This is a genomic window from Amnibacterium sp. (genome assembly GCF_036559085.1).
In the GTDB taxonomy this organism is placed as follows: Bacteria; Actinomycetota; Actinomycetes; order Actinomycetales; family Microbacteriaceae; genus Amnibacterium.
The window spans coordinates 40,794-55,893 of record NZ_DATBTU010000032.1 but is presented as its reverse complement, the minus strand read 5'-3'; the positions used below and the strand labels follow the sequence as shown (position 1 = coordinate 55,893).

General features: G+C 72.9%; 16 protein-coding genes. 11 read left to right on the top strand and 5 right to left on the bottom strand.

Translation table 11 applies throughout. The annotated features are described in order from the left end of the window. Position 1: 1 nt before the first annotated feature. Positions 2–931, bottom strand: coding sequence for a heavy metal-binding domain-containing protein (locus VIG76_RS05935; protein ID WP_331952072.1), 930 nt, complete (start codon positions 929–931; stop codon positions 2–4). A 177-nt stretch (positions 932–1,108) separates the two neighbouring features. On the opposite strand from VIG76_RS05935, the gene VIG76_RS05930 reads away from it, so the two are divergent. Both VIG76_RS05930 and VIG76_RS05925 read left to right on the top strand, forming a co-directional pair. Continuing rightward, the gene (locus tag VIG76_RS05930) at positions 1,109–1,942 is read left to right on the top strand and encodes a class II glutamine amidotransferase (protein WP_331952070.1); all 834 of its coding nucleotides are present in this window, start codon (positions 1,109–1,111) and stop codon (positions 1,940–1,942) included. 269 nt (positions 1,943–2,211) lie between these two features. Next, positions 2,212–3,873 carry a catalase gene (locus VIG76_RS05925; RefSeq protein WP_331952068.1) on the top strand — a complete coding sequence of 554 codons (1,662 nt, stop codon included), beginning with the start codon at positions 2,212–2,214 and terminating at the stop codon, positions 3,871–3,873. Positions 3,874–3,882: 9 nt separating this feature from the next. On the opposite strand, the gene VIG76_RS05920 is transcribed toward VIG76_RS05925, so the two are convergent. Both VIG76_RS05920 and VIG76_RS05915 read right to left on the bottom strand, forming a co-directional pair. Next, a complete protein-coding gene (locus VIG76_RS05920) occupies positions 3,883–4,218 on the bottom strand; it encodes a DUF202 domain-containing protein (protein ID WP_331952066.1) in 336 nt (111 codons plus the stop codon). Next, positions 4,215–4,577 (bottom strand): YidH family protein, encoded by a 363-nt coding sequence (locus VIG76_RS05915; protein WP_331952064.1) that lies wholly within the window; start codon positions 4,575–4,577, stop codon positions 4,215–4,217. The genes VIG76_RS05920 and VIG76_RS05915 overlap by 4 nt, the downstream gene beginning before the upstream one ends. 215 nt (positions 4,578–4,792) lie before the next feature. Here VIG76_RS05915 and VIG76_RS05910 point away from each other — a divergent pair, with 215 nt between their 5' ends. The 7 genes from VIG76_RS05910 (at position 4,793) to VIG76_RS05880 (ending at position 11,567) form a co-directional block, all read left to right on the top strand. Beyond that, the gene (locus VIG76_RS05910) at positions 4,793–5,518 is read left to right on the top strand and encodes a hypothetical protein (protein ID WP_331952062.1); all 726 of its coding nucleotides are present in this window, start codon (positions 4,793–4,795) and stop codon (positions 5,516–5,518) included. Positions 5,519–5,672: 154 nt separating this feature from the next. Beyond that, positions 5,673–7,058: an HNH endonuclease signature motif containing protein gene (locus VIG76_RS05905; protein WP_331952060.1), complete on the top strand. Its 1,386-nt coding sequence runs from the start codon at positions 5,673–5,675 to the stop codon at positions 7,056–7,058. 54 nt (positions 7,059–7,112) lie between these two features. Further along, positions 7,113–7,454, top strand: a complete 342-nt coding sequence (locus tag VIG76_RS05900; RefSeq protein WP_331952058.1) for an ArsR/SmtB family transcription factor — start codon at positions 7,113–7,115, stop codon at positions 7,452–7,454. Next, positions 7,451–7,966, top strand: coding sequence for an SRPBCC family protein (locus tag VIG76_RS05895; RefSeq protein ID WP_331952056.1), 516 nt, complete (start codon positions 7,451–7,453; stop codon positions 7,964–7,966). The genes VIG76_RS05900 and VIG76_RS05895 overlap by 4 nt, the downstream gene beginning before the upstream one ends. Then, on the top strand, positions 7,963–8,736 hold the full coding sequence (locus VIG76_RS05890) for an alpha/beta fold hydrolase (RefSeq protein ID WP_331952054.1): 774 nt from the start codon (positions 7,963–7,965) through the stop codon (positions 8,734–8,736). Before VIG76_RS05895 ends, VIG76_RS05890 begins: the two co-directional genes overlap by 4 nt. A gap of 106 nt (positions 8,737–8,842) precedes the next feature. Beyond that, positions 8,843–10,216, top strand: a complete 1,374-nt coding sequence (locus VIG76_RS05885; RefSeq protein WP_331952052.1) for an APC family permease — start codon at positions 8,843–8,845, stop codon at positions 10,214–10,216. 151 nt (positions 10,217–10,367) lie between these two features. Beyond that, entirely contained in the window at positions 10,368–11,567 is a 1,200-nt protein-coding gene (locus tag VIG76_RS05880) for an MFS transporter (protein ID WP_331952108.1), read from the top strand. Here the strand turns inward: VIG76_RS05880 and VIG76_RS05875 are convergent. Continuing rightward, the gene (locus VIG76_RS05875; protein WP_331952050.1) at positions 11,515–13,047 is read right to left on the bottom strand and encodes an FAD-dependent monooxygenase; all 1,533 of its coding nucleotides are present in this window, start codon (positions 13,045–13,047) and stop codon (positions 11,515–11,517) included. The genes VIG76_RS05880 and VIG76_RS05875 overlap by 53 nt on opposite strands. Positions 13,048–13,346: 299 nt before the next feature. Between VIG76_RS05875 and VIG76_RS05870 the strand changes: the two genes are divergently transcribed. After that, complete coding sequence (locus VIG76_RS05870) at positions 13,347–13,646, top strand: hypothetical protein (RefSeq protein ID WP_331952048.1); 300 nt, start codon at positions 13,347–13,349, stop codon at positions 13,644–13,646. Positions 13,647–13,672: 26 nt separating this feature from the next. On the opposite strand, the gene VIG76_RS05865 is transcribed toward VIG76_RS05870, so the two are convergent. Further along, entirely contained in the window at positions 13,673–14,077 is a 405-nt protein-coding gene (locus VIG76_RS05865) for a hypothetical protein (protein WP_331952046.1), read from the bottom strand. 176 nt (positions 14,078–14,253) lie between these two features. Here VIG76_RS05865 and VIG76_RS05860 point away from each other — a divergent pair, with 176 nt between their 5' ends. Then, the gene (locus VIG76_RS05860; RefSeq protein WP_331952044.1) at positions 14,254–15,069 is read left to right on the top strand and encodes an aldo/keto reductase; all 816 of its coding nucleotides are present in this window, start codon (positions 14,254–14,256) and stop codon (positions 15,067–15,069) included. Positions 15,070–15,100: the final 31 nt, after the last annotated feature.

The window sequence follows — 15,100 nt, the reverse complement described above, 5'->3', positions numbered from 1 at the left end:
CTCAGAAGCGGCGGAGGTCGGCCATGGACATGATCGGGACGACGCGGGAGGCGCTGGGGAGCTCGCCGCGGCGGAACGGCCTGGTGGGCCCGGGAACCAGGACCGTGCCCTCGACGGCGGCCTCCACGTGGACGTCGCTCTCGTTCTGACCGCACGGCGTCTCGAACTCGCGCACGTGCATCCCCTTGATCACGAGGTCGCCGCCGCTGCGGGCCGCGCGGGCGCTGATCACCACCCGGGCGTCGTGCCGGGCGGTCTGGAGCAGCGCGGTGAGCCCGTCGACCTCCTGGTTCGACCAGCTGATCCGCTGCTGCTTCATCTGGTAGTCCTCGTGCTTCGTCGCGACCGCCATGCCGAAGACCATGCGCGCCGGCACCCGGCCCGAGAGGATCGCGGCGGCGCAGTCCTCGGCCGACAGGCCGGCCGACCAGACGGCGCCGGATGCGTCCCGCGCGGGTGCGAGCGCAGGGTCCACCGCGCGCACGGCGGTGCCGAGCGCCGCGAACTCCCACGCGCCCGAACCGAGGTGGGACCGCGTGACGTGCACGTCGACGACGCCGTCGGCGCCGAGCGCCTGCGCCTCGGCGAGCATCCGGTCGCGCGCGCCGTGCCAGCCGGCGTCGAACGCCTGCACGTAGGGCCCGAACCCGGCGGCGGAGCCACGACGTGCGGTCGAGTGGACGGGCGAGACGGCGCCGAACATGCGCTGGGCGCCCCAGCCGCCCATGCCGCCGTACCAGCCGCAGCCGTTGTTCGACCAGCCCAGGTGCATGACGAGGCAGCCGAAGACCTCGCCGACGGGGGCGAGACCGGCGCTGCGTGCCGCAGCCGCGGCCGGCGCGGAGAAGAGCGACGACGCCGTGCCGCTCCGCCGCTGCCGCTCGACCCGATCGTGCGCGGCAGGCGGCAGGCCGCCGACCCAATCACTCATCGAATCAGCCGCCGATCGGTCGAGGTGCGCTCAGCCCATTCTCACCCCGGCGCCGGTCACGGGCGCGACGGAACCGTGCGATGTCATCCCCGTCGTGCGATGCGACGGGTGAGCGTCGTGGGCAGCGTGGACGGCGAGCGAACCACGCGACGAGGGAGCGAAGCCATGTGCCGTTGGATGGGTTGGATCGGGCAGCCGGTGCTGATCGAGGAGCTGGTGTTCAAGACGCAGCACGGGATCGTCGACCAGAGCCTCCACTCGAAGCTCGGAGCCGAGACCACGAACGGGGACGGCTTCGGCCTCGGCTGGTACGGCACCGGCGAGGGCCCGGGGCTGTACCGCAGCATCTCGCCGGCGTGGTCGGACCCGAACCTCCGGGAGCTCGCCGCGCATGTGCAGTCACCGCTGTTCCTGGCCCACGTGCGGGCGGCGATCGGCTCGCCCGTGCAGGAGACGAACTGCCACCCGTTCCGGAAGGACGACTGGCTGCTCGTCCACAACGGGTACGTCGCCGACATGCACCTGATCCGGCGCGACCTGATGATGGCGATCGATCCGGACCACTTCGCGGACGTGCAGGGATCGACTGACACCGAGGTGCTGTTCTACCTCGCGCTGACGAACGGCCTCATGGAGGATCCGATCGCCGCGATGGAGCGCACGATCGGGTTCATCGAGGCCACCGGACGCCGGCACGGCAGGACCGGGATGGTGCAGGGGACCTTCGGCATCTCGAACGGCGAGGACCTCTGGGGCATCCGCTACGCGACGGAAGGTGCGGCGCGCAGCCTCTTCATCTCGACGGACGCGGACGCGATGCAGCGCCTCTACCCCGACAACGCGCGGGTGACGCTGCTGAAGCCGGGCGACCGGCTGATCGTCTCCGAGCCCGTCGCCGATCTCCCCGGAGCCTGGGAGGAGATCCCCGCGCACAGCGCGGTCGTCGTGCACCGCGGCGGAGAGCTCGACCACATGCCCTTCGAGCCGCTGGACGTCGCCGTCGCTGCGTGAGCCGCGAGTACGACCACAAGCCCTGAGCAGTTCGTCAGTTGCCCCTTCTGGCCCTGGAGCGCGCACTTCAAGGGCGAGCAGTGGCGACTCGCGCGTTCGGGACGCTCACCAGGGCGACGCCCGCCTCCGAGGAGGCTCGGATGGGGGCTGGGTTAGCGTGCTTCGGCGGAGTCCTGGGGAGCCCTCCGTCGTGCTGCCGGCCTGTGCCGGCTCTCGTTGCGTGGGCTCGTCGGGTCGAAGCCGCAGCCGACGAGAAGCAAGGGGAACGTGTGACCGACGTCGCATCACAGGAATCCGACCGCGGGGACGACCGTCCCGTGCTCACCGACCGGCAGGGGCACCCGGTCTCCGACAACCAGAACCAGAAGACGATCGGCGCGCGGGGGCCGGCGACCCTCGAGAACTACCACTTCCTCGAGAAGATCAGCCACTTCGACCGCGAGCGGATCCCGGAGCGCGTGGTGCACGCGCGCGGCGCCGTCGCGTTCGGCTGGTTCGAGGCGACCGGCATGGTCGGCGACGAGCCCATCGCGAAGTACACCCGAGCCAAGCTCTTCCAGGAGGCGGGCAAGCGCACGGACGTCGCCATCCGCTTCTCCTCGGTCATCGGCGGCCGCGACTCCTCCGAGGCGGCGCGCGACCCGCGCGGCTTCGCAGTGAAGTTCTACAGCGAGGACGGCAACTGGGACCTCGTCGGCAACAACCTCGCGGTCTTCTTCATCCGCGACGCGATCAAGTTCCCGGATGTCATCCACGCGCTGAAGCCGGACCCCGTGACGTTCCGGCAGGAGCCGGCCCGGATCTTCGACTTCATGTCGCAGACGCCGGAGGCGATGCACATGCTGGTGAACCTCTTCAGCCCGCGCGGCATCCCCGCGAACTACCGCACCATGCAGGGGTTCGGGGTGAACACCTACAAGTGGGTGAACGCCGAGGGTGAGACGCGGCTCGTGAAGTACCACTGGATCCCGAAGGCCGGGGTGAAGAGCCTCACCGAGAAGGACGCCGCCGTCGTGCAGGGCGGCGACCTCGGGCACGCCTCCCGCGACCTGTACGAGTCGATCGAGCGCGGCGACTTCCCGGCGTGGGAGCTCCAGGTGCAGCTGATGAGCGACGACGAGCATCCCGAGCTCGACTTCGATCCGCTCGACGACACCAAGGTGTGGCCGGAGAACGACTTCCCGCCGCGGACCATCGGGCGGATGGTGCTGGACCGGAACGTCTCGGACTTCTTCACCGAGAACGAGCAGATCTCCTTCGGCACCGGCGTGCTCGTCGACGGGCTCGACTTCTCCGACGACAAGATGCTCGTCGGCCGCACCTTCTCCTACAGCGACACCCAGCGCTACCGCGTCGGGCCGAACTACCTGCAGCTGCCGGTGAACCAGGCGAAGAACGCCGACGTGCGCACCAACCAGCAGGGCGGCCCGATGGCCTACCGCGTCGACCGTGCCGGCGAGAACGCCCACGTCAACTACGAGCCGTCGATCACCGGCGGCCTCCGCGAGGCGACCGCTGCCCAGCACGACGAGCAGGGGCCGGAGATCACCGGGCGGCTCACCCGCAAGCGGATCCCGCGCACGGACGACTACACCCAGGCCGGGCAGCGCTACCTGCTGATGGAGCCGTGGGAGCAGGACGATCTGGTCCAGAACTTCGTCACCCTGATCTCGCAGGCCGCCCGGCCGGTGCAGGAGCGGATGCTGTGGCACTTCTACCTGGTGGGGGACGAGCTGGGCCGCCGCGTCGGCGAGGGCCTCGGCATCTCGCTCGACGAGGTGAAGGACCTGCCGCCGCTGGCGAGCCAGACCCTCTCCGAGGACGAGCTCGCCCGGCTGAAGAACCTGGGGAACAACGGCCCGCGGAACGTCGAGGGGCTGACGATGACGCACACGGTGCCGAACGAGCACGTCGTCGTGACGTCCGCCTGACCGCTCCGCTCAGCGCGGGAAGAGCACGGAGATCGCGATGCCCGCGGCGGCCGCAGCCATGACGGTCGCCGCGAGCAGCGCGAGCAGCAGGCCTCCGGGAAGCGAGGTCCCGGCGCGCAACGCGTGATCCTCCCGCCGCACCCGCTCCGCGCTCGCCACCCACAGCGCCGAGGAGACGAGCACCCCCGTGATGCCGATCGAGAGCGACCAGAGGCCGACGACGGGCGGGAGGATCCGGATCGCCGCCGCGCTGCCGATGAGGAGCGAGAGCACGCTGCGCCGCCATGCGAGCGCCGTGCGTTCGGGCTGGAGACCCGGGTCCCAGGGCCCCTTCTCGGTCGTCACAGCAGCGTGCCGACGGTGAGCAGGACGGCGACGACGGTCATCCCCACGGCCAGCAGCGCGGACGGGGACGCGCCGGGGAGCGGGCGTCCTTCCCGCGCCGCGCGCTCGGTGAGCGCCCAGCGCAACCATGCCATCGGGGCGATCACGAGGCCGAGCACCAGCAGGATGTCGGCGGATGCGGAGAGCAGGCCCGGCTGGATCGGGAGGGCGAGGGCCTCCAGCGCCACGCCACCGGCGACGAGGGCGAGCGCGGTCCGCGTCCAGGCCAGGAAGGTGCGCTCGTTCGCGAGCGTGAAGCGCGGGTCCGGCTCCTCGCCGTGCCCGAACACCCAGTTGGGGAACCGCCGAGCGTCCGCCATGGTCCTGCCCTTCCCATCCGCGACGCCGCCGCCGAGGTCATGCGCGACCTTGCCGGACGGGGAGCCCGCCGTCCAGACCCTCACCCGAAGCGGGCGGAGACCACGGCGCGTCGCCGGAGGGCGCACCGACCGCCCGGCGCCTGCCAAGGCATCGCTTCGCTATGAATCGGGCCCGCGGGCCGGGAGGACGGATGCGGTCCGCCAGACTCGGGCGCATGGCCACGAGCTCCGACGTCCGGGCTGCGGCGCGCGCGAAAGCCGCTGCTGAGCGTGCAGCGGCCGCCCGCAGACGGCGCCGCAACCGGGCGATCATCATCGCCGCGGCGGCCGTCGTGGTGCTCGGGGGAGCGGCCGCGATCGTCATCGGGAGCGTCGCGTCCGCCGACGCCGCCGCGCAGGCGAAGCACGACGCGCTCACGGCCGACCACACCGCGGCGACGTCGGCCGCGGCGGGCAGCACCGCGCCGCCGCCATGGGCGCTCCCGACGGACGTCAGCTCGGCGGTGTCCTCCGCCGGCCTGACGATGCTGACGGCCGAGGGGACCGCCCTCCACATCCACCAGCACCTCACCATCACCGTCGACGGCAAGCCCGTCGCCGTGCCGGCCGACATGGGGATCGACGAGAAGGCCGGGCGGCTCTCGTCGCTGCACACCCATGACACGAGCGGGATCCTGCACGTGGAGTCGCCGGTCGTGACGACGTTCCACCTCGACCAGGCGTTCGCGGAGTGGGGCGTCCGGCTCTCGCCGGGGGCGGTCGGCCCGTACGTGGACGGCAAGGACGGCGTGCGCCTCACGGTGTTCGTGGATCAGAAGCCGTACACGGGCGACCCGCGCGAGATCGTGCTGAAGAGCCACGAGGACATCGACGTCGTCGTCACGACGGATGGCAGCGCGCCGGTCGCGCCCGCGGCGTTCAGCTGGCCGCAGGGGTACTGAGCAGGTCTTCGCGTCGCTCGGTGTTCCGCATGTCCGCGCGGGATCCTCTCCTCCACAGGCCCCTTGGGACGGGTGGTCCTTGGACAACGTTTCCCTGGTCGCGAGCGGTTCTTGGACGCCAGGGGCTGTCGGTGGGTGATGTCACGATGTGCGCATGGAGATGGCGGACCGGCTTGTGGCGGAGGCCACCGCGCTCGGCGCCGTGCCATGCCGTCCCGTGGCGCTGGACGACAGTCGACTGCTCGATGAGATCGAGGCCTGGGAGCGCATCGGACGCCTCGCCGACGCACGCAGAACAGCACTCGCGGGCGAGATCGCGTGGCGGTCCCGGGAGCAGATCGGTGAGGCCTCGCTCGCGAAGCGGGAGGGGCAGCGGGACGCCGTCGACCTGCTCGCCCAGGAGCTGCGGATCAGCACCCGCGAGGCCAAGCGGCGCACCGCGCTTGGGCTCCGGCTCCGCTCGCGCCTGTCGCTGCTGGGGGAGGAGCTGCCCGGCCGCTGGGCCCACGTGGCCGCCGCCCTGGAGGCGGGCGCGATCGGGGTGGACGCGGCCCGCGTGATCGTCGACGCGCTCGGCGCGGTCGCGCGCCGCGCGGATGCCGAGGACCTGCAGGTCGCCGAGGCCGCGCTCGTCGAGTCGGCGCGGTCGATGTCCGCCGATCTCCTGCGCGTGCAGGCCGAGGTCTGGCAGGCCGCGCTCGATCCCGACGGGGCGAAGCCGGCCGAGGACGCCGCGCATGTGAACCGCAGCGCGAAGATGGGCCGGGAGAGCGCCGACGGCATCACGGTCACGATCCTGAAGACCGAGACCGAGGTCACCGCGCTGCTGAGGGCGGCGCTGAACTCGGGACGGCGCGGTGTCCAGTGGGTGCGGCAGCCCGCCGACGACTGCGAGGACGACAGCGAGTGGCACGAGGCCGCCGACGACCAGCGAAGCCGCGCACAGTTCGACCACGACACGCTGATCGACATCATCCGGGCGGGCCTCCGCGCGTCCGACGACGAGGCCGCTTCCCCGGCGTCGAGCCCAGCGGAGGTGATCGTCGTCGTGAAGGCCGACGACCTCGAAGCGGGCCGGGGCTGCGGGTGGGCCGACGGCATCGCGGGGCGCATCGCCATCCCCACCGTGCGGCGACTCCAGTGCTCGGGCTCGACCCGGCTCGCCGTGACGGGCGGCGAGGGGGAGGTGCTCCACCTGAGCCACGCGAAGCGGCTCTTCACCCGTGCGCAACGCCGCGCGCTCGCCGTCCGGGATGGGGGATGCGCCTGGCCCGGCTGCTCCGCGCCGGTCGCCTGGACCGAGGCGCATCACATCGCCTGGGTCGCCCGCGACGACGGAACGACCGATGTCGAGAACGGGGTGCTCCTCTGCTCGTTCCACCATCACCGGATCCACTCCAGCGACGAGTGGGAGATCCGGGTGCACGGCGGGGCGCCGTACCTGGTCCCGAGACGGTGGCGTGGTGCGCCGTCGCCTCGGCATCGGATGCAACGGCACCGCCTGCATCAGGCCGGGGATCCGCCGGGGCAGGTGGCCTGAGTCCGCACGAGCCGGCCCTTGCCGGAGTCCTCGCCGAGGCGCTACTTTCCTGAGATGGAAGTTTCCGAGCGAGGAAAATACGACGAGCTCGGCTTCGTCTTCCTCGCCCTGGCGGATCCGACCCGGCGACGGCTCGTCGAGCAGCTGCGGGCGGGCGACGCGACCGTGACCGACTTGGCCGATCGGCTGCAGGTCGCCATACCGTCGGTGTCCAAGCACCTGACGGTGCTCGAGGGCGCGGGGCTCGTCTCCCGGCACCGCGAGGCGCAGTGGCGCCGCTGCCATCTGGAGAGCGCGGCGTTCGCCCGGCTTCGCGAGTGGGTCGACCAGTACGAGTCGCTCTGGACCGGCAGCCTCGACCGCCTCGAAGCGCGGCTGCGGGACGAGCAGGCGTGAGCGCCGCCCGAGTCATCCGGCTGCCGCACGGACTCGACGTCGTGCGCCGGCTGCCCGCGCCGGTGCCACGGGTGTTCCGCGCGTTCTCGGATGCGGACGAGCTCGCGCTCTGGTGGGGTCCGCCGGACTTCCCGGTCGTCCACTGCACAGTCGACTTCCGTCCCGGCGGCGTCTGGCACTACCTGCTCCGCGGCGTGCGCACCGGCGAGGAGTTCTGGGCGCGGGCGGTCTACGGCGAGATCACGCCACCGACCTCGCTCACCTACTTCGAGTCCTCATCGGATGCGTCCGGCGCCGTGACCGACGACCGGCCGCACGCGAACGTCCGCGTCGAGCTCGCGGACGCGCCCGACGGCGCCCACGCCACCCGGCTCACCATCCACATCCGCCACCAGTCCGCCCTCGACCGGGACCGGGCCATCCGGTACGGCATCGAGTCCGGCCTCGGCCGCGCGCTCGACACGCTCGAGCGCCTGCTGCAGCACGACCCCGTCCGACAGGAGCACCCATGACCGAGACCGTCCGATCCACCGACGGCACACCGATCGCCTACGAGGTCCACGGAACCGGGCCGACGCTCGTGCTCGTCGACGGGGCGATGTGCTTCCGTGACGGCGGCCCGATGCGCGGCATCGCCGCGGCGATCGGCGACGACCTGCGGGTCGTGCTCTACGACCGGCGTGGACGGGGCGCCTCCGGCGACGCCGCGCCGTTCGCCGTCGAGCGCGAGATCGAGGACCTCGCCGCGCTCGCCGAGGCCGTCGGGGGACCGATCGCGCTCTTCGGCATCTCCTCCGGTGGGGCGCTCGCGCTGCGCGCCGCCGCGGCCCTCGATGCCGTCACCCGGGTCGCGGTCTACGAGCCGCCCTTCATGCCGGAGCCGGCCGTGGCAGGCGCGGCGGCCTACACCGCCGAGCTGACGGAGGCGCTCGGTTCCGGCGACCGAGGCGCCGCCGTGGGGGCCTTCCTCCGCCGGGTCGGCATGCCGCCGGAGGCGGTGGCCGGGGTACGGCACTCGCCGGGCTGGGCCGGGATGGAGGCCCTCGCGCCGACGCTCGCCTACGACGACGCGGCGATGGGCGACAGTCGCGTGCCGGGCCTCCACGGGCTGCGCGCCGAGGTGCTCGCCCTGGCCGGTGGCGGCTCACCCGCGTTCCTGCAGTACGGGGCCAGGTCGGTCGCCGAGGCGACCGGCGGCCGGTTCGAGCTGCTGCCGAACGAGACCCACGACGTCTCGCCGACCGCGGCCGCGGCAGCCCTCGTGCCCTTCGTCGCCGCCTGAGAGGCACGTGCGGCTCACGCGGCCGCTGGCAGGATCCGGACGCGCGGAGTCGCGGATCGAGCGCCGCCCGGCCGATGCCCTCCACGGCGCGGAAGTAGTCTGGGCCGTGCCGCAGACGCCCGTCGTCCCGTCGCCGGCGAGCACGCAGGAGCCCCTCATCGCCGACTCGATCGCCGCGCCCGTGAAGGGCCTCGGCACCGTGAGCGGCGTGGCGCTGTACGTGTCCGCGGTGATCGGTCCCGGCATCCTCACGCTGCCCGCGGCGGCGGCGCAGATCGCGGGACCGCTGTCGCTCGTCGCGGTCGGGGCGCTCCTGCTCGTCTCCGTGCCCGCGGCGTTCGCCTTCGTCGACATCCACCGCGCATCGGTCCAGCGGCCGGCGACCGCGAGCGTCGGGTTGCAGCGCTACGCCGCGCTCGCGTTCGGGGACCTCGTCGGGCGGATCGTCGCCGCCTGGTTCTACGTCGGCGTGCCGATCGGCGCGACGGCGCTGGGCCTCATCGGCGGCTCCTACGTGTCGGCGGCGACCGGCGGGGGTCGCGGAACGACCGTCGTCGTCGCCTGGGTCATCGTGGCGCTGGCGACGGTGATCGTCCTGGCTCGCGGCGGCTCCAGCAGCGCGCTGACCCTCGTCCTCGCGATCGCACTCACGGTGCTCATCCTCGGAGCGGCGCTGGTGTCGATCCCGCACTGGCGGCCCGCGCACCTCGGCACCCTGGCCCCGCACGGCGGCCTCGCGATCGTGCCGGCCGCGCTCACCGTCGCGTGGGTGCTGATGGGCTGGGAGGCGTCGACGAACTTCACCCCGCTGCTGCGTGATCCGCAGCGGCGCCTGCCCCGGGTGATCGCGATCTCACTGGCGGTCGTGGTGCTGCTGTACGCGGCGGTCGCCCTGCCGGAGCTGCTCGTGCTCGGGCCGTTCGCGGGCGGCACGAACGCCCCCGTCTCGGCGATGCTGCGCGATGCGCTCGGGGCGCCGGCGACGAGCGTCGCGGCGCTGCTCGCCGTGGTGCTGGCCCTCGCATCCGCCGTGGCCTACATGACGAGCTTCCGTGAGCTCGGCCGCTCGCTGCTGCCACCGACGCCGCGGCTGAGCGCCACCGGCCGCGAACGGCTCGCCCTCGCCGCGCCGGCGGCGGTCGCGGTCGCGGGCCTGGTGCTCGCGTCGATCGTCCCGGTGGACGCGAGCTGGTTCGTCCGCGTCTGCGCGGGCTCCCAGATCCCGGTGTATCTGCTGGCGCTCGCGTCCGGGCTCGTGCTGCTCCGCGCAGGCAGTCGGGGCTGGTGGCTCGCCCTGATCGCCACGATCGTGGTCGCGGCCCTGCTCCTGTCCGCGGGGGCCTACCTGCTGGTGCCGGCTGCGCTCGCCGGGGTGGTGCTCCTCGAGCGGCTGCCGCGAAGGATCCGACGTCGCGACGCGGCGGAGGAGTCGACGGAGGCGGATGCCGGCGGAGCGGTGACGGTGCCCGCGGACCCCTGATCGGTGTCCTGCGCCGGTCGCCTCGCTCGAGTCCAGGGCCGGATCGCGAGGGGTGCTCTGCTGGTGCGTTCCTCCGCGCAGGTCCGATCCGTCATCCTGGTCACCGGTATGGACCGCGGGCGTACCGCCCCGGGGGAATGACGGAGCAGCCATCAGCGACACGACCGCACCGCCGCCCGGCATCAGCCGGGGGCTGACGCTCCTCTTCGCGGTCGCGGGTGGGGCTGCCGTCGGCAACCTCTACTGGGCGCAGCCGCTGCTCGAGGACATCGCGGCCTCGATGCACGTGTCCACCGGGGCCGCCGGCCTGCTCGTCACGGTCACCCAGCTCGGGTACGCGGCCGGGATCTTCCTGCTCGTGCCGCTCGGGGACGTGCTGAACCGCCGGCGCCTCATCCCGGTGATCCTGCTCGGCTCGGCGGTCGCGCTGGCGATCGCGTCGATCGCCCCGACCTTCGCCGTGCTGCTGGCGGCTCTCGTGCTCGTCGGGCTCACGACGATCGCGGGCCAGCTGCTCACGCCGCTGGCCGGCGACCTCGCGGATCCGGCGCAGCGCGGCCGGGTCGTCGGCACCGTCGCCTCCGGGCTGCTGATCGGGATCCTGCTGTCCCGCACGGTGAGCGGCCTGATCGCGGATGCGTTCGGCTGGCGGGCCGTCTACGTGATCGCCGCGGCCGTCGCCGTGATCCTCGCGGCGGTGCTCGCTCGCGCCGTACCGACCCTCCCGCCGCGGGCGCACCTGCAGTACGGATCGCTGCTCGCCTCCGTGTTCAGCGCGATCCGGCGGCATCGCGCCGTGGTCCCGACGCTGCTGCTGAGCGCCAGCGGATTCGGCGTCTTCACCCTCTTCTGGACGGCCCTCACCTTCCTGCTGAGCTCGCCGCCGTTCTCCTACTCCGTGACGGGGATCGGCCTGGTCGGGCTCGCCGGCCTCGCCGGTGCCCTTGCCGCCCAGCGGGCCGGGCGCCTGCACGACCGCGGCTGGTCCATCCCGGTGGTCGGCGCGGCGCTCATGCTCGCGCTGCTGTCGCTCGTGCTCGCGTGGATCGGACGCGAATCCATCGTGGTGCTGCTGATCGCGATCGTGCTGCTCGATGTGGCGGTGCAGGCGGGCAACGTGCTGAACCAGACGCGGCTGTTCGCGGTCGACCCCGCGGCGCGCAGCCGCCTCAACACCGCCTACGTGACCGGGAACTTCCTTGGGGGAGCGCTCGGCTCGGCGCTCGCGTCGGTGCTCTGGCAGGCCGGCGGATGGACCGCCGTGATGATCGGCGGCTGCGTGATCCTCGGGTTCGCGCTCACCGTGTGGGCGGTCGGCCGCCGCGGCGCCCTGCTCGTCCCGACGCGCTGAACGCTGCCGCGACCTCCGCGGCCGGCCCGAACCAGCGGCCGAGCGCCGCTTCGAGCCCCGGATCCCCGGGTTCGCCGGCCCACGCGACGTAGCCGTCGGGGCGGATGAGCACCGCCGCCGGCGCCGGGACCGTCCCGATGACGGGCAGGTCCCACGGTCCGGCCGTCGACGCGCCGACCAGGCGGACGCGGTCGGCCCATCCGCCGATCCGCACCGTCCCGGTCAGGTCGACGAGCACGGGCCTCGCCTCGTGCAGCAGGGACGACATCCGCACGGCGCCGTCGGCCGTCTCGAGGTCGAGGTCCGGCATCCGCCGCCCGACCAGCGGATGCCCGCCGCCGAGGTCGTAGCGGATGTCGAGCCCCGACATCAGCCCGGCCATGCGCTTTCGGGCCTCGTCCGCCCTGAGCAGGTCGGCGATGACGTCGCGGAGGGCGTCGAGCCGGTCGTCGGCGCGGGTGAGCGGGGTCTGCGCCATCGTGGTGCGCAGCACCAGCGCGGCGACGGGGTGCCGCTCCGCCTCGTAGCTGTCGAGCAGCGTGCCGGGGGAGACGCCGCGGACCACCTGCGCGAGCTTCCAGCCGAGGTTCACCGCGTCCTGCACCCCGAGGTTGAGTCCCTGCCCGCCGACCGGGAAGTGGATGTGCGCGGCGTCACCGGCGAGCAGCACCCTGCCGCTCCGGTAGGTCGCCGCCTGCCGGGTCGCATCCGTGAACCGCGAGAGCCAGGAGGCGCTGCGCAGGCCGTAGTCCGAGCCGCGGGCGCCGATGAGGACGCGGCGGAGGTCCTCGAGCGTCACCTCGGACCGCGTGCTTACTGTCTCCTCGCGGAGCACGACGCGCACGCGGCCGCCCTCGATCGGGCCGAGCGCATGCACGCCGTAGCGGTCGCGGCGGTAGCCGAACTCGGGGTCGCCGTCCATCTCCACCTCGGCGAGCAGCAGGCTGGTCGACGCCGGCCAGCCGGGGAAGTCGATGCCCGCCGCTCTGCGGACGGCGCTGCGGCCGCCGTCGCAGCCGACGAGGTAGGCGCACCGCAGCCGCTCGCCATGCGTGAGGACCACGTCGACGCCGAGGGCGTCCTGCTCGAAGCCGCCGACAGCGGATCCGCGGCTGATCGGGACGCCGAGCTCGCCGACCCAGTCGCGGAGGAGCGCGTCGAACCGGTCCTGCCAGAGCGCGAGGCCGTAGGGGTGGCGGCTCGGGAAGTCGCTGATGTCGAGCGGCGTGCCGGCGAAGGTGACGACCTGCGCCGGGGTGCCGCCCGCGAGGAAGCGGTCGGCGACACCGCGCTGCTCGAGCACCTCGATGGTGCGGGCGTGCAGCCCGCCGGCGCGGGAGCCCGCGTACTCCAGCGGATCCCGCGGATCGACGACGAGCACGTCGACGCCGGCGAGCACGAGCTCGGCCGCGAGCATCATCCCCGTCGGCCCCGCCCCGGCGATGACCACGTCGTGGTCCTTCTCCTGCTGATCGGCCATGCGACCCTCCTCGCTGGTGTGCAGCGGAGGAGTCTGGGCCACGATCGGGGCCTTGCCGCAAGCCCCGGGTGCGGCCGTAGCCTGGAGCCGACGGCGCGGATGCCGCGCCGGTTCCGTCTCGCGCCCCATCGGTGCCCCCGGTTCCGGGTGAGATCGATGAGAAACCGCTGGAGACCTGCCAGAGTGAGCCTGGCGATCGGCCGGTCATCAGGCGTGCGCAGCGCGTGCTCGGGTGGTTCGGGCTCTCCGTTCTGCTTCCGCTCGTCGTTCGTCCAGACAGCACCGATGGAGTCGATCCCGTGACCACTGCGCCCACGACCTCCGAGACGGACGACGCCTCGCGCGAGCCGGCGCCGCTGGTCTACCTCGGGCTGCGCCGGGGCTGGTGGGTGCTGGTCAGCTCTCTGCTGCTCTGCGCCGTCGACGCCCTCCCGCTGGTCGGGCCCTATCTCGCGCTCGCCGCGCTGATGTGGATGGTCGTCGGGCTGGCGAAGGCCGCGCCCCGGCAACCGAAGCCGGCACGGGCCGCCCGCGCGACACGTGCTGCGCGGCGGCCCGCCGGCCGGCGGCGCAGCGGCGAGACGCTGACCAGCTCCTGACGACCGGCGCGGACGCGCGGTTCTCCCTAGCCGCGGGCGCTGCCGAGCAGGAGGGTGCGGACGTAGAGCGCCGCCGACGCGGTGAATCCGACCGCCATCAGGAACGACAGCCACTCGCTGCCGGTCAGCGTCGTCGCCAGGCCGATCAGGAACGTGACCACGACGAGCACGAGCCCCCAGAGCGCCTCGGTGCGGCCGACCCCGTCGGCGCGTGCCACTGCGAGCAGCCGGATCGCGACCACGATCAGCCCGACGCCGATGAGCACGTGGAGGCCGAGCACCACCCCCGCCGCGACGCGGCCGGCTCCGGTGTTCTCCGACGGTGTCCCGATGAGGTTCGCGCCCATCCCGAGCAGGAACTGCAGGCCGAGCGTGCTGAGCGCCTCCCGGGATCGGCGCTGGAGGCGGTTCGGTGCGGTGATCGTGGTCATCGTTCGTTCTCCTTCGAGTCGGCCCCCAGCCTCCTCCGATGCGCCGCGGTGCGCGACCGGCTGCGGAAGTACCCGGCCGTCCTCCCGGGGGAGTACCGGGGCTTGATCCGCTCCCCAGGCGGGGCTGGAAGAGTCGGGGCAGCACGCCGGGAACGGCGACCGAGGAGGAGTTCACGATGAGCGCACTGACCGACACGTTCCGGATGGCGAACGGGGTGGAGATCCCGAAGATCGGGTTCGGCACGTGGCAGATCCCGAACGGCCCGGAGGCCTACGACTCCGTCCGCACGGCGCTCGAGGTGGGCTACCGCCACATCGACACGGCGCTCGCGTACGGCAACGAGGAGAGCGTCGGCCGCGCCGTCAAGGACAGCGGCGTCGACCGCGACGAGCTGTTCATCACGACGAAGTGCCCCGCGGAGATCAAGGACGCGGCCGGCGCCCGGCGCGCGTTCGAGCGCTCCTCGAGCGCGCTCGACCTCGGTCCCGTGGACCTGTACCTCATCCACGCGCCCTGGCCCTGGACCGCGATCGGCACCGACCATCGCGCCGGCAACATCGAGGTCTGGAAGGTCTTCGAGGAGCTCTACGAGCAGGGCCGCACCCGCTCGATCGGCGTCAGCAACTTCGACGTCGACGACCTCGAGTCCCTCACCGCGGCCACCGACGTGGTTCCGCACGCCAACCAGATCCGCTGGTTCGTCGGCAACACGCAGGGTCCGACGACCGCCTGGTGCAAGCAGCACGACGTGCTCGTCGAGGGCTACTCGCCGCTGGCCACCGGCGAGCTGCTCGACGACGAGGACATCGCCGCGATCGCGAAGCGGCTCGGCAAGTCGGTGGCGCAGGTGAGCATCCGCTACCTGCTCGAGAAGGACGTGCTGCCGCTGCCGAAGTCGACGACGCCTTCCCGCATCCGCGAGAACGCCGAGGTCGACTTCGAGCTCTCCGCCGAGGACATCGCCGAGCTGGACACCCTCGGCGCCCGCTGACGCCGCCGCGCTCCCATCCGCCCGACCCCGA